Source organism: Candidatus Bathyarchaeota archaeon (assembly GCA_026014805.1).
In the GTDB taxonomy this organism is placed as follows: domain Archaea; phylum Thermoproteota; class Bathyarchaeia; order Bathyarchaeales; family SOJC01; genus JAGLZW01.
The window spans coordinates 1-13523 of the sequence record JAOZHR010000008.1 but is presented as its reverse complement, the minus strand read 5'-3'; the positions used below and the strand labels follow the sequence as shown (position 1 = coordinate 13523).

Sequence of the window (13523 nt, the reverse complement as noted above, 5' to 3'; positions counted from 1 at the left end):
TTGCAGATATTTGATGCCATTGAATGGAGTCCAACAGATATACCGATTGAACATGTTATGAAAGATGGTAAGTTTAATATTTATACAGATGTTCAGCAAAAGGGATATTTCAACATATTATTTAGAAGAAGTAGTTTGGTGTTAACCGCAGGGGAATATATTGGGCTTATCCCTCTAAATGATGAAGTTGCTATAAACGTTCACCCAAAAGTACCTTTGAGTAATCTAATGCATCTTATTCATAAATCAGGTGAAAGAGTCATAGATATTGATTATGAAAGGATGTATGGTGAGCTACTATATTCTTCTGCCGGCATTTTCGACTTCATCATAAGAAGCTTCCTCCAAGATCTTCAAAATATCGACAAGTTCGGGGTATATCGGAAATATGAAACAATGTTTCATAATGATGGTCTTCTGAAAGGGAAGATCCTGTTCAAAGAAACAATGAGAAACGTTATGAGACATCAAGATCACATAATAGCTCATTCGTTCTTCTTACTGGACAAAGATATTCCTGAAAACAGAGCTATAAAATACGCATTATGGACTATTTTAAACCATTTTCGTGATCTAAACTATAAACCAAGAAATCTTGTTAGAAAAGCGATTTACTTTTATCGATTTTTCGAGCAAGTGAAACTAGATAGAGATAAAAAATTCCTTGTTGATGTCAAAGATATACTTGAGACAAGTCAGGTTCCTTTTATAAGGAGCTATTACAATGCAATTTTGAGAATTTCTCTTCTTATAATAAATCAATCGTCAATAGATGTACAACGTTTTGAGCAAGACATCTATCTCCCTTCTCTTATCATTAAGATGTCTGATGTCTTCGAAAAGTATCTTTTCAGAGTTTTGAAAGAGGGAATTCAAAGAAAAAATGTAAAAGTTCTTAATGGGAACAAAGCAGAGGGAATGAAAAAACTCTTTTCTGATAATCAGATGTATACCACAACCCCAGATATCGTGATAAAGAAAGAGAAAATATTTCCACTAATCATTGATGCCAAGTATAAGGATCAACCAAGACGAGAAGACCTAAACCAGATTATCACTTATTGTCTTTCGTATAGATCAAATGTCGGGGTTCTAATATGTCCAAAGACATCTGTTTTATCTGGAGAGGAATATATTGGGCAGATATCAGGCGTCAGAATTTTCACCTATCACTTTAATCTGGCCAATAAAGACATTCGGGCAGAGGAACAAACACTCCTAGGCTATATTGAGGATAAATTTCTAACCGATTCAACTACCGCAGAAAGATGAGTTGAAGATGATCCATGATAATTTAGCCAATTTCGTGTGAAATTTTTTCAAACGAATCCTTCCATAACGATAGAAGTCAAACATTCTCGCTTACAAACATTTTGTTCAAAGTTTCGATTGAAGCTAAGACTTCTAAAGCGATTTCACAATTATCTATCATCAGAAAATGCGTGCGCATTATATTAATGGTAACCATGTTTTCTAAGGAAATTTCACATATGATACATACAAAATAATGACATTGATGATTGATATAATCAAGTAAACATGTGGTGTCACATTATGAAATCATTGTTTTGTTGGATTGATTCAATTTGATGATTATATTAATAACTATTATCCAAACATTTATATATTTGGTTGCATTGAATAACATTATTGTAAAGAGCTCTTGACAGATAAAGCTCATATGATGTTCATTCAAGTTCATTTAAAGGTTATTTTATTTAAGCAAGGTAAGTGCTCGTTGTCAAAAAATTGGGTATTTATGTTTTAAGCTGTGATAAATTTCAATATTGTGATGTTGGATTAACTGGTTGTCATTTATGAATGTTGACAATATGTATACATCAATCAAGCGTAAGGTTACTATGGTCCGCGTTACAGTTCGAAATCGAGAAAAATTACGCGTGTTGAAAAGTGTCTTCAACCTTCCAACCTATGATAGTGTAATCAGCCTTATCTTATCTAAAGAACTAAAAGAGTATCCTGCAGTATCCTATGAAACAGTCATGGCTGACTCCATTCCGATAATTCTCACTGGTTTGCCAGGTTCAGGAAAAACCTATTTCTTACAAAAGATGTTAATCCCAAAACTATCAAAAGACTTCGCTGTTTTCGTTGTAGATGTCCATGCTGAATACTGTAATTGTCACCTAAAAACGCTCAATCTTGGTGATTTCTTTGGGCTCAGTTTCAAAAATAACAATGGAAAATACCGACTATTACCATCCGTAAATGTTGATGTGAGCAAATCAGAGGTGGATAGTATCTTTCGTCATCTGATAATGTTTCAGAAATCGCTTAAAGATTGGATAATCATCCTTGAAGAAGCTCATCGGTTCCAAGAAAGCCCTTTTGTGAGGAGTTTCATGGCAGAAGCTCGCAAGCACACGCGGAAGTTCCTTGTAGTGTCTCAAGACGCTGACTTATTCAAAAACATAGGCAGAGTTCTTAGACAAGTTCCTAAGTGATATGTGAGCTTCGGTGCGTGCTAATGATGATTCATGCTCGCTCTAACACGTCTAATAAAGATCTGACTTTGACTAAGCTTGTTCTCGATGTCGCTGCAAATTTGCTCATACAATTTCCTAAGCTGTGGAGTGCTTTTGAATGCTGTTGCCACTTTCTGGACACTTTCTTCTCTGAACTCTGCTGGGGAATCTACATACCCTTCAGCAAAGATTTCAAGAAAGGCATAGAATAGCTTGTAAGTGAAAAGCATCTCGATTGTGCCAAGCTTGCTCTTGAGGCCCCCGTAATCGTAATAGTACTCTACCAATGTGGAAAAGGCCGCTTTAGGAAATTCACAACCTAGACATTGTGTCACGCCAATCTCTTTGAACAAATCCCAGTTTCCGAAGACAAGGGGAAAAAGTCCACTGTTACTCTTCGCAATTTTATCCAAGTCAAAGTTAAAAAGGAGATGCAAATACACATCATCCTGGGTTGCCAAATTAGCTAGTACGCAGGTCTTCTGTTCATCAATTCTCTTTCTTAGACCTAGCGAGTCAGGCTCTGAAAAATCCACAAGTGATGGATGAAGTGTTCTAGGTATTCTACTCAGGAGCCACAACAACCCTTCACTTTTCAAACTATAGATTGTCGCAAAAACGTTCTTTGAGGAAAGTCTTCTTCTCACGATTTTTATCCATCTAATTTCGTGGAGATTTTTGGTAGCACGATGAACCACTGGGTACTTGAAGTTGTAGGTCTTGGCGATTTGATACATATTTCTAGGACCACCGTGTGCTAAAGCCAGCAAAACTCTCCACTCAGGAACTCCGAGATGTTTTGTGTGTGATTTTTGAAATTCCATATCCTCAATAAGTGGCTCATATGTTAATGGCATAGTATACATCCTGTTGATAGTATAAGTACATTATATATATATGTGTTACGCGGCACATATCATACAATAAAAAGAAAATGTGGACTAAAAAGGAGTTTGAAATATGCAACACTCAGTTGTTAATCCCATCGAAAAGATTCAACCTGAGCTTAATGGCAAAATGCGACAGTTTTTACGAAAAGAGCTCAAAAGACGTTTCACAATTTACACAAAGTTCGACATTCTTCAACCTGGGGAAATGACGACCTCCAGAATCCTTTTCCATGAATTCTGCAGAGCAATGGACATTAGCCCAATCGGCAAGAACATTAGGAGCTTGTACCAATCTTTCAAGGAAATTCTTCCCAAAGAAATAAAGGCACTCCATTGCATCGGGCCTGGGCGCGGAATTGGCTGGCGTGAAACTCTAGGAATAATCAACAATGGGCCAGCTCAATTTCTCTTCAGAGGTTCTGATGAGCCAATAAAATACTGGGACTTTGTTGACTTGGCGAAGAAAGGAACAGATGTTATATTATGCAGAAAAGAAGGAATTGTGGAACTACTGCAACCCTACGCAGAACCGTTAGGTGTCGCCATAATCACCAACTGTGGATTTGCACAAGATTATGTCAAATCCTTGGTAAAATATCTTCGAAGTAAAGAAAATAAGGCCAACGTGTTTGTTCTGACGGATTTTGACGCGGCGGGGCTAGTATGGTGGGAGAAGACTGGCAAACTGCCATGTTTAGGCGTTGACAGTCAGATGATTCGAGAATTGGGTCTATTAAAACAGGAGCTTGAACAACAAGCAACACCAAGGGAATCGGATTTGGCCTATCTCTGGGAAACAGACAACTATTCAGCCGAGTTCATAAAACGTCTTGCGATGTATGGCGTCGAAATTGAAGCGGTGTTGGCGTCTGTCAAGATAGAAAAGTTTTGGCAATACTTGAAAGAGCGAATGGAGATCATATGCCCAAAGCGGAGATTGAGCAGGTCGATAACTGTCAAAGGTGCGCTCCCACTCGAATTTGAGGCTCTCAAAGCAATCGTCCCTTTCGTTGAGTCCTATGGACTCGACGCGGTTTATGAAGAGATTGAAGAAGCAGGATACGAAGAATATCAGCGTTCTGCCATAGTCAATGTGGACGACGTAGAGAACAAATTGGTTGAATTAGGAAAAAAAGCCATACTGGAAAGCAACAAATGCAGACGAGTTCTTGAAGCATTGAAAAAATACGTCCTACCGATTTGTGAGGAGTTCTAGCCTGATTAAAATTGCTCGCCTCGCAAATTGTTCCACATATTTTCCCCCTTTTTTGGATATTTAAGATTTATACAAGTGTAAAGGAGGTTGTTTAATGCCTAGAAAAGAAGATGACAGAGTTCGAAGAGGTTTTGAGCCCTGGCAGGAAGGGAGAGGAGCTAGGATGCACAAAGTACTCATGTTTATAAAACAACGCGAAAAATGCGAAATCTGCGAAGTCTGCGGACATTTCTCCTACCAGAAGATAGGTAATAGATATGTAAGTTGGGACCCAGAAACTACTAGAAAATACATTAATGAGCTGCAAGATGCTGGGTTTGTGCTAATAATGGATGATGAAACTGTTGTTTTTCTCAAAAAAGACAACGACAAACTCGAATTCACTTAGCCTTCTAGCTGAATTCACTAAATATGTCCAATGAGACGACACTCACTATTTAGATCTCAGAGACACCTGTAATTGTGAACATCAGGGAATTAAATGCATGAAATCATGAGTTGAGGGCTTTCTGTATTGGGATTACAGTAGATTGCGTTAGTGATTGTATGATGTTCAAATGGATGACAGCGTTGAGTTTGTTCATGGTAATGTTAGACAACAATTAGCTTTGATTTTTGTACATGCATATTGGATATGTTTATTTTGTCATTTTTTGACAGTACACACCCACACATCATCATTCAATCATACATAACTATTACACTATTCGCGCCTTCATGAGGAGGATTTTTACAATTGACTAAAAAGTGTGTGAATTGCAAATATTTTGAAAATGGAAAATGCGGTGAATTCGATATTGATGTTAACGAAACGAGTGAAAACTGCGTTTGTTACGTATCAAGAAATATTCACATAGTTTTCGTTGGTGCAGGTGTGGACATTGTTTACGTTAAAGATAGGGAGGTGTATGAAAGTTGAAAAGCAGAAAGGTTCATCACTACGTCAGACCATTAATTGATAGAAAAAACACGAATCGCATATTTGTTGACCTCAATTCTTTTCTGAGAGTAGTTTTTCCAAACAATGAGCTACATCAAAGAATCGCGTTGAACATACTAGAATACTTGTCACATCACAAAAGTGCTTACTTGCTGCGGGACGTTATCCCATTCATACAAACTGAAACAAGATTAACACACACCAAAATCACTAACCCTAAAGGTCCTAAAGGCACTGGTAAAGATGAAAGAGTGAAAATAGTCAGCAAAGATACTATTGCCAAAGTGTTCAAGATGATGTGGAAAAGCGGCCTGACCGCAAAGCCATACAGATACAGCCCAATTTCCATGAGTAAAACATTTGCCAGCAGGCTTAGAAACCTAGCAGAATACTGGGAAAACTACGTTGAGCAATATGGTTGATTTCTTGATAATTGAATTGAAAAATGTGAATTGAGAGGTGAAATGTATGACTAAAGAAGCTGTAATAAGGCAATTCTTTTCTGATTTTATTGAAAACCTTGGGTGCAAAGTGAATGGTTATGAGGAGTTTGACGAAGAAGAATGTAACATGATACTAACGGATTTGTTTTTTGCAGGTAGACTTGAGATTAAATGGAATCCTAAGGCACACACTTTGATGCTAAAGCCAAAAATCGTAATCAACTTGAAAAAGTAGAATTGTGTGTTAGAAGACTTGGATGTAAACAACAACTGGACCCAGAAAACTCGGTTAGAGGCAGAAAATTGGGACTTAACTCTGTCTATTACTCTAGTCTTGTCCAAGAAATCATTTCACAATAAATTCCGCGCCCGGAATTTTCGAAAAAGTCATTTGAAAATTTCATTAGAGTGAGCGCGGGTATATTACTCAACATTTTTTCTCCATTCTTCTTCCTCTTTCGCCAACAATTTTTTGATATCTTCAAGATTATATGTTTTATCCCCAACTCCGATCTCTCTCATATGTACTTTTTTTAAGCCAGCGTTGATTATTTCTTTCTTACATATGATACACGGGCCGTAAATTTTATTCTTTTCATTTCCGTTAGTATATTCGTTCATCTTTTGGCTTGAAATGTATAATTCTCCACCTAAAATTGCGGTCCCGATTCTCGCTGCGTTTATTATAGCGTTCTGTTCTGCATGTACACTCCTACATAATTCATATCTCTGTCCAGATGGAATTCCTAGTTCAATTCTAAGACACTTTCCAATAGCAGCACAATGTTTTAAGTTTCTTGGGGCTCCAGAATAACCAGAGCTAAGCTGCACACCATTTTCATTAACAATAATTGCACCTACTTTTCTTCTCAAACATGTACTTCGTTGGGCGACAACTTTGGCTCTGTTGAAGAAATGCTCATGTAGAGAAGGTCTTGAAATTGAGTTCATTAGACTACTTCCTTTTTGCGTTTGCTGATCGACTTTTATCAGTGTCAATATAGAAAGTACACTCACAAGGTTTACTTTTGCAATGAGGGCATCTAGGATTATTATCAGTGTCAAAATATTCGTTAGTCAGAACTTGATCCAATTTTGGAAATTCTTGGTGCTCCTCGGGTTTGTCAAATATTGCTTTTGATATGGAATTTAATTTATTCAGAATTGCACAGAACCAGGAGAATGAATCGCCAATTTCAACAATCAAACCCATTTTAGCTTCCACTACTCTTGCTTTGACCATGTTTGCTTCAGTGGAAGAATAATCAAGTTTTCTTATCAACTTCTCTAAATCATCGTATTTTTCGACGATTCCTTTAACGGTCGATAGCTCATTCAAGAAATCCAAATCGATCTCTGTTTTGGGGTATTCAGTAACCTTTCTTAATTGACCAAGTTTCCTAATACAAAAAGCTGCTTCTCCCACTTCCTCCAAGAAATGAAAGCCAATACTTTCAAGTGTTTGAATATGAATCCTTCCACTATAAATACGCCGGAATATTCCCTTCCAAGTTTTGATTGAATAATTTTTAACTGATGCCAAAATTTCTTTTCGGCGGTTAAAAAGGTCTTTGTAAAGAGCGGATTTATTTTCTTCCTTATCCATTTTTTCTGGATCGCATGAGCAGGTGCTAGCTCCGCAGTGACCACACACCCTCGGGTATTTTAGGGAAACAATCTCACTAAGGTTTTCATCAATCGAAAAAATGTCATCCTGAAATTTATTACATTTATTTACAAAGCTGCATAACCAGCAGAATGTATGTGCAGCAGAATTTAACAAACTTTCAAAAGCAATCTTCCGGATATTCTCTCCTATGAAGCTAGTGTGAGCCATTACTGCAATCCACATCTGCTCTGGTGTTCTTTTGGAATCTGCTTGGGAATACAACTCTGAGAACATTTCGCTCCATTTCTTTATCGACCAATTTTCATGCGATTTCATTTTTTCTAACCTGCAATGAATTGTGAATAGATAACTTAAATATAATACCTTTCCGCATGATCCGCGGAACTTATATAATCAAAATATCTGGTTTTAGAATGTATTGTACCTATTGTAAGCTTTTGACCTGGTTTTTCACCTTGTGTATAAAGAATCCCGTCTCCAACCAATAGAACAACACAATTATGTCTCCGGTCTTTTTTTGTCACGAATTCAATATTCATTTTATTACACCTTTCTGTCAAATCTTCAATAAGTTGGTCATATCCAACATTGCTAAATCCAAGTTTCCTTCCAATTGCTTTATATGAAGGAATGAATCTCTGTATATACCAATGGTTAATAGAATATTTTTTTAATAAGGAAGGCATATTCTCGAGTGATATGCGATTCTGATTAATAGCCACACTTTGTATCGCAACATTAACGCCTTCTGAACGCATGTGTTCCATCATATCGATTTTTTTATTGTAATACTCCAGATTTTCTTTCATATTCCGTTGTGAATATGGCTTTAAATGACGATAATGTATTTCATCACCTGAACGAGCAGCATCACAAGAAATACGAACTAAAACATGAGATTCATGAATCGCTTCCATCACTGAATCGCTAGGAAGAATAGTTCCATTTGTATCAATAATCAGACCTTTGTTTTCAATTTTTTGGAGAAGCGTTATTAGCTGTTTTTCATACTCGGGAAGAAGCGGTTCACCTCCAGTAATAACCACTGCCATGAAAGGCGATTCATTAATCCAGTCAACAAGTTTTTTTGATATTACCAAATCTTCTGCCTGTTTAAAGTCCTTGGTAACACAATACATACAATTCATATTACACTTCATAGTTAAATCAACATTTAGAACAACCGGCTTCTGTGAGTAAGGAACGACGTTTTTTCCATTTGTTTGAATACAAGAGAATTTATGCTTCAATAAGTCATATCTGAGTTTTCCCCATGGTTCTTCTCGCTCAATGTAAGTCATTGGTATAGCACCACAAGTTTCTCAAAATGCCTTGGTTTAACAAACGCATGTTTCCGAGAAACATTCCTCAAACCTAGATGATGTCTATTCCATGTTTTGATCAATCTAGAGCGCCACCCCCTTTGTTTAAGCAATTCTCTAAGAATTGTATCGATTTCTATAAGGTTACCTCTGTGGATGTTGTCTTGAGTAACTATATACATTTTACCGCTTGGAGACAAGTTGTCTAGCACTTTGATTACAACCTCAAAAAGCTTGGCAAAATAGCGAGTATAATATTTAAGATAGTAACTTCGGTCATCAGCCTTAGATTTTTTTATTTTGTTCAATAAGCGATTTGCAAATTCGGAATTAGCTGTGAGGTATTCGAAATCCGCTTCAAGTCTGTCATAATTTCTAACCTTTGTAGTGGTGACCAGACTCTCATCAGGAGAACGATGTCCAAGAGCAGAGAGAAAGTAGTTTTCAGGTCCATACTGAACTATAGGGTCTAGTCTGTTACAATACGGTGGTGAAGTCAGAATAATTTCTACTTTCTGTGGCAGCTGCAATTCAGTGGCGTTTAGGTGAGTGAATATACATTCACCCTTTTTCTTTATGCGATGTGATAGGTAATAATAACGATAGTATCCATCGAACTTAGTCAAGCTATCTTTGATTATATCCCCTAAATCCTTATCTGATGATATACCACCGAATTTTAGCCAAGTGGGATTGTTTGACTTCGTAACTGAAGAGAAAGGGCGTACACACAATATAATTATGGCCTTCAAAAGGATTGCCGATTCATCATCATATTCTTCCGTTGCGTGCCATGCTTCAACCAGTCCATTGAGAATACTGTCATCTATCCAATTATCGGACATGACCAGCACTTTACCTTCTAAAAGAGCCATACACTCGAGTAACTGTTCAAAATACCAATCATAGCCTTTTTTTTGGTAATCCATGAAAACTCGGTATGTTTTTGCTTTATTGATGAAATAATGTAAGGGTAGAATATCATTGAGATAAGCAGTATGTCCCTCCATCTCAATAAATGGAATTAATGGTGCCGTGCCCGCCATCGGATCCAATAAAACTGACGGTTTTTTGAGGACTCTCTTTTTAAAAAGCTTCACTATACTATTGCGGAAAGAGCCATACTCAGAACTCAGAATCTTATAATTGTTCATCGCATGTGAGTCCTCGATAGTTATAATCTATCTCTAAACATAAACAAATATTTTTGGGAATAAAAATTCAAGCCAAAATTTTAACATATAAAGGATGTTGAATCAGCCAAAGTCTTTATTGCTTTGATATCGCAATATTTCTCTGGATGCATGACAATGCTCCAAAAACGCCATACACAAAAATGTATGGAGAGAAATGTATTGACAGACTTCTATGTAGCTGGGCACACCCTAATTGAACGGAATAATAAGTATTTAGTCACTAAGCGTTCAAAATTAAGCACCTACATGCCACTCAAATGGGATATTCCTGGAGGAATTGTGAAACAAGGCGAAACGTTAGAAGAGGCTATTTATCGAGAGGTGGGTGAAGAGACCAACTTGACAATTCAAGTTGAACGCGTGATCTATATTTACGCAAACCGAGACCAATTACCTATTCGTCAGACCTTTCAAGCAATCTATCTTAGCAAATACAAAGACGGTGAGATTAGGCTTAATCCTTTAGAGCATGATATGTATCAATGGTTGGATTACGATGATATTGCTAATGTTGATATGATCGATTTCTTGCGAGAATTGGTTAAGGCATATCACCCAGAAACTATCTAGAGACAATGGTCTGCACACGATTAGGTTTGTTACGTGTACCTTGAAAGTTTACAAACCGTGGGCGTTTATCTGCATTGCACGAATTTAGAACAATCTTTTAACCTTTTTAGTTGTGTCCTTGTACAACTCAGAAACTGCCACTACATCTTCTCTTACAGCTTTCCCACGTAGCGCTGGTAGATCTTTAAAAGGAAAGACAAATGCAGCAAGAGTTTTATCCTTGCTTCCAACAACTATGCCAATCCAAGCTGCAATGCCCCATGTTTTTTCAGCCGCTAAGACTTTCTTTGAACCAATAGGTATGGTGGGCTTGAAATTTTTATGTTGTTTCGATATACGCGCCTTTACGGAAATTCCAACGATTTCTCTCTTTGGGAAAATTTTCCCAAGAGAATCGATGGCAAATAGATCAATCCCGACAGTACTCGCTCTAACAACATCTACATCTTCCTTCGACAACAAATATGCAATGAAGCTTTCACCAAATTCTCCCGAAAGCATTGCTTGACTACCGATTCTTGGATTATTTTCCCAAGCTTTCTGTGCCCGTTTTGATGCCGAAGACATTTCAATCCATCTACCCTTTCATTTATTTATATGCACGTGATTACAAGTCCACCCCAATCACGTAAATCGGCAGTTGAATTGCGCTTTTAAAGTGAGGAAGGTATCTGGCAACTTTTTCGAAGCTTAGAGACCCTGCCCAATTCTTTCCATATTCTTGAGTCATTTTTTTCTGGAAGCTCCGAGTTGTTACAATATATACGCCAATGTCAATTTTGTTTAGGCCAGAGTACGAAGCGACCTGAAACTTGAGCAGATCTATTCCAATGAATGAAGCGTGCCCAAAGCCAACTTCGATGCCTATTCTCTCTTTCATGAAATCCATTTTAGCAGAAGGGTCTTTTGGCTCATCAAAAACGGATGGTTGGCTTTCCCATCCTTTATTGACAAATCTTTCCTTAAGAACCTCATTGAAGCGAGGTCTTGACAACGAACTAATATCAATACTTGGATCAGTGAGTATGCTCTCGATCTCCTGTTTGAGCGTTAACTTACTGTTAAGAACTTGCTCAGCAAAACGATAGGAAAATCTTCGTAGTCGCAACAATTTTCTCACGCTAATTATGTTTGAGATAATTCCCTTTATTTATAACTTGCATAGCAATTGATGTGCTAGCTCAGATCATTCAAACGCTTTTAGGTTTGCAAAATAGATTAGGCTAAAATGTAGCGCGTGCAAAAAGAGGAAGAACGTAGACTCTTCTATGTCGCGATGACTCAGGCTATGACATTGTAAAACAAATATGAATAAACATATATGTGTACGTGTGTGTATGTTTTTATATTAAAATTATGTCAGGTATATGCATGGTGAATTTGAAAAAAGTTGGGGTGTTGTATGATTAAATTTTACATTTTCAAATGTTTAAGAGAAGTAAATAAACTTGTAGTAGGCTTCGAATTGCGGCTATAGTCTAGTTTGGACTACCACCATAGTGGAGACATCTCCCGCAACTCCCCATTTTTGCAGATTCACTCGAGACGCATGGGCATTAATGAATTCTATACTTCTCTTTCCCACTATTACCCGTTTTTGGCATGGTTACGGTGAATTGGGCTCCCTTGCCATGCTTGCCTGTTTCTCGAATGGTCCAGCCGTACACTTCACACATTTTCCTTATCAAATACAACCCGTAGCCTGAGCCTTTTCCGTAGCCTTCCTTGAAAATCTTCTCTTTTTCAGCCTTAGATATGCCTATGCCGTCATCCTCATAAACCAGCTTCAGCTTATCCTTTCCCGCCTGTTCATAGTACACTCTGATTCGGCTGACCTTTTCTCCATGCTTCAACGAGTTATCGACCAGATTGTAAACAAGCTGCCTAAGCAGCGAGTCTGCCAGAACGGTCAAGCCACGACAATCATTCGTTACTTCTACGCCGTTCAGGTCTGAAAACAGCGAAACTGCCTCATCAAAAGCTTTCCCCACGTCAATGTAAACTAATTCTTCGGCACCCAACTTCTCGTAAATACTTGCGAAATTGAAGATTACTTCCACCTGTTTAACAGCTAATCCAATTTCGTCCAAGTGTTTCAGGGCTTCATGGCTTTCAGCCAGCTTCTGCTTAGCTAAGAAGACGTTCATTGTAACCGCGGAAAGCTTATTTCGTGCATCATGCCTGGTCAACTTGCCAACAACACCTAACTTCTCGTTAAGCACCTTCAACTTCTCCCGCGTCTTCTTGCGTTCAGTGATGTCTCTCAGGATTGCTTGGAGACCTACCTTCTTGCCCTTCTCTTCCAGCATACTGAGATGGGCTTCACCCCAACGCTGAGTTCCGTCCTTACGTTGATAGCTAAATTCAATTGGTGATGATATTTTTCCTCTGAGAATGGAGCCTATCATTTTTATGTATTTTGGAATGTCCCTCGCTCGCAGGGTTCCTAACCTTGTGAAATGTTTGCCGATTATTTCCTCCATTGAGAAGCCTGTCAATCTTAAGAAGGTGGGGTTAACTGATGTAACCACCCCCTTCATGTTCATAATTGCTACGGCGTCTGGAGCCAGTTCAAATATGTTTCTATATCTTTCCTCTGATTTGTGCAGTGCCACCTGTGCTTTCTTGCGTTCGGTGATGTCTGTAGTAATTATTACAACACTGGGAACCTCTTTATCATGTTTGATGGGAACCACTTTTGCACTGAACCATATGGTGCCAATTTTTGGGATGTTTGAGGAAACCTCGAAGCTATCTGGTTTTCCCGTTTTGAAAACTTTTCTCAGAGACTCCCTCATTACATCGTGCTGCTCTTTCGGCACATAATCGT

Annotated in this window: 16 protein-coding genes; 8 read left to right on the top strand and 8 right to left on the bottom strand. The window is 37.9% G+C overall.

All coding sequences use genetic code 11. From position 1 onward, the window contains the following. Positions 1 to 1272, top strand: a complete 1272-nt coding sequence (locus tag NWE91_01945) for an McrC family protein (GenBank protein MCW3985158.1) — start codon at positions 1 to 3, stop codon at positions 1270 to 1272. Positions 1273 to 1817: 545 nt separating this feature from the next. Next, positions 1818 to 2465, top strand: coding sequence for a type IV secretory system conjugative DNA transfer family protein (locus NWE91_01940; GenBank protein ID MCW3985157.1), 648 nt, complete (start codon positions 1818 to 1820; stop codon positions 2463 to 2465). A 20-nt stretch (positions 2466 to 2485) separates the two neighbouring features. On the opposite strand, the gene NWE91_01935 is transcribed toward NWE91_01940, so the two are convergent. Next, a complete protein-coding gene (locus NWE91_01935; protein ID MCW3985156.1) occupies positions 2486 to 3343 on the bottom strand; it encodes a hypothetical protein in 858 nt (285 codons plus the stop codon). Between the two features lie 103 nt (positions 3344 to 3446). Here NWE91_01935 and NWE91_01930 point away from each other — a divergent pair, with 103 nt between their 5' ends. From NWE91_01930 to NWE91_01910, 5 genes are all read left to right on the top strand, one after another. Further along, the gene (locus NWE91_01930) at positions 3447 to 4592 is read left to right on the top strand and encodes a hypothetical protein (GenBank protein ID MCW3985155.1); all 1146 of its coding nucleotides are present in this window, start codon (positions 3447 to 3449) and stop codon (positions 4590 to 4592) included. Between the two features lie 94 nt (positions 4593 to 4686). After that, positions 4687 to 4980 (top strand): hypothetical protein, encoded by a 294-nt coding sequence (locus tag NWE91_01925; protein MCW3985154.1) that lies wholly within the window; start codon positions 4687 to 4689, stop codon positions 4978 to 4980. Positions 4981 to 5328: 348 nt separating this feature from the next. Further along, positions 5329 to 5511: a hypothetical protein gene (locus tag NWE91_01920; GenBank protein MCW3985153.1), complete on the top strand. Its 183-nt coding sequence runs from the start codon at positions 5329 to 5331 to the stop codon at positions 5509 to 5511. After that, positions 5508 to 5954: a hypothetical protein gene (locus NWE91_01915; GenBank protein MCW3985152.1), complete on the top strand. Its 447-nt coding sequence runs from the start codon at positions 5508 to 5510 to the stop codon at positions 5952 to 5954. Before NWE91_01920 ends, NWE91_01915 begins: the two co-directional genes overlap by 4 nt. A gap of 46 nt (positions 5955 to 6000) precedes the next feature. Further along, entirely contained in the window at positions 6001 to 6210 is a 210-nt protein-coding gene (locus NWE91_01910) for a hypothetical protein (protein MCW3985151.1), read from the top strand. A 188-nt stretch (positions 6211 to 6398) separates the two neighbouring features. Here NWE91_01910 and NWE91_01905 read toward each other — a convergent pair whose 3' ends face one another. The 4 genes from NWE91_01905 to NWE91_01890 are packed head-to-tail and all read right to left on the bottom strand — an operon-like array spanning position 6399 to position 10081. Next, on the bottom strand, positions 6399 to 6926 hold the full coding sequence (locus NWE91_01905) for a dCMP deaminase family protein (GenBank protein ID MCW3985150.1): 528 nt from the start codon (positions 6924 to 6926) through the stop codon (positions 6399 to 6401). A 4-nt stretch (positions 6927 to 6930) separates the two neighbouring features. After that, positions 6931 to 7920 carry a hypothetical protein gene (locus NWE91_01900; GenBank protein ID MCW3985149.1) on the bottom strand — a complete coding sequence of 330 codons (990 nt, stop codon included), beginning with the start codon at positions 7918 to 7920 and terminating at the stop codon, positions 6931 to 6933. A 35-nt stretch (positions 7921 to 7955) separates the two neighbouring features. Continuing rightward, the gene (locus tag NWE91_01895) at positions 7956 to 8906 is read right to left on the bottom strand and encodes a radical SAM protein (GenBank protein ID MCW3985148.1); all 951 of its coding nucleotides are present in this window, start codon (positions 8904 to 8906) and stop codon (positions 7956 to 7958) included. Continuing rightward, positions 8903 to 10081: a hypothetical protein gene (locus NWE91_01890; GenBank protein ID MCW3985147.1), complete on the bottom strand. Its 1179-nt coding sequence runs from the start codon at positions 10079 to 10081 to the stop codon at positions 8903 to 8905. The genes NWE91_01895 and NWE91_01890 overlap by 4 nt, the downstream gene beginning before the upstream one ends. Positions 10082 to 10282: 201 nt before the next feature. Here NWE91_01890 and NWE91_01885 point away from each other — a divergent pair, with 201 nt between their 5' ends. Next, the gene (locus NWE91_01885; GenBank protein MCW3985146.1) at positions 10283 to 10693 is read left to right on the top strand and encodes an NUDIX hydrolase; all 411 of its coding nucleotides are present in this window, start codon (positions 10283 to 10285) and stop codon (positions 10691 to 10693) included. An 84-nt stretch (positions 10694 to 10777) separates the two neighbouring features. Here NWE91_01885 and NWE91_01880 read toward each other — a convergent pair whose 3' ends face one another. The 3 genes from NWE91_01880 to NWE91_01870 form a co-directional block, all read right to left on the bottom strand. Then, positions 10778 to 11260, bottom strand: a complete 483-nt coding sequence (locus NWE91_01880; GenBank protein MCW3985145.1) for a hypothetical protein — start codon at positions 11258 to 11260, stop codon at positions 10778 to 10780. Between the two features lie 40 nt (positions 11261 to 11300). Further along, positions 11301 to 11813, bottom strand: coding sequence for a restriction endonuclease (locus NWE91_01875; GenBank protein MCW3985144.1), 513 nt, complete (start codon positions 11811 to 11813; stop codon positions 11301 to 11303). A 436-nt stretch (positions 11814 to 12249) separates the two neighbouring features. After that, positions 12250 to 13523, bottom strand: a 1274-nt coding sequence (locus tag NWE91_01870; protein ID MCW3985143.1) for a PAS domain S-box protein, incomplete at its 5' end; no start/stop codon positions are given.

Bases quoted from the DNA above. Each gene is read 5' to 3' on its own strand.
- NWE91_01940 (MCW3985157.1), top strand. From the start codon at position 1,818: ATGAATGTTGACAATATGTATACATCAATCAAGCGTAAGGTTACTATG.
- NWE91_01935 (MCW3985156.1), bottom strand. From the start codon at position 3,343: ATGCCATTAACATATGAGCCACTTATTGAGGATATGGAATTTCAAAAA.
- NWE91_01930 (MCW3985155.1), top strand. From the start codon at position 3,447: ATGCAACACTCAGTTGTTAATCCCATCGAAAAGATTCAACCTGAGCTT.
- NWE91_01925 (MCW3985154.1), top strand. From the start codon at position 4,687: ATGCCTAGAAAAGAAGATGACAGAGTTCGAAGAGGTTTTGAGCCCTGG.
- NWE91_01910 (MCW3985151.1), top strand. From the start codon at position 6,001: ATGACTAAAGAAGCTGTAATAAGGCAATTCTTTTCTGATTTTATTGAA.
- NWE91_01905 (MCW3985150.1), bottom strand. From the start codon at position 6,926: ATGAACTCAATTTCAAGACCTTCTCTACATGAGCATTTCTTCAACAGA.
- NWE91_01900 (MCW3985149.1), bottom strand. From the start codon at position 7,920: ATGAAATCGCATGAAAATTGGTCGATAAAGAAATGGAGCGAAATGTTC.
- NWE91_01895 (MCW3985148.1), bottom strand. From the start codon at position 8,906: ATGACTTACATTGAGCGAGAAGAACCATGGGGAAAACTCAGATATGAC.
- NWE91_01890 (MCW3985147.1), bottom strand. From the start codon at position 10,081: ATGAACAATTATAAGATTCTGAGTTCTGAGTATGGCTCTTTCCGCAAT.
- NWE91_01880 (MCW3985145.1), bottom strand. From the start codon at position 11,260: ATGTCTTCGGCATCAAAACGGGCACAGAAAGCTTGGGAAAATAATCCA.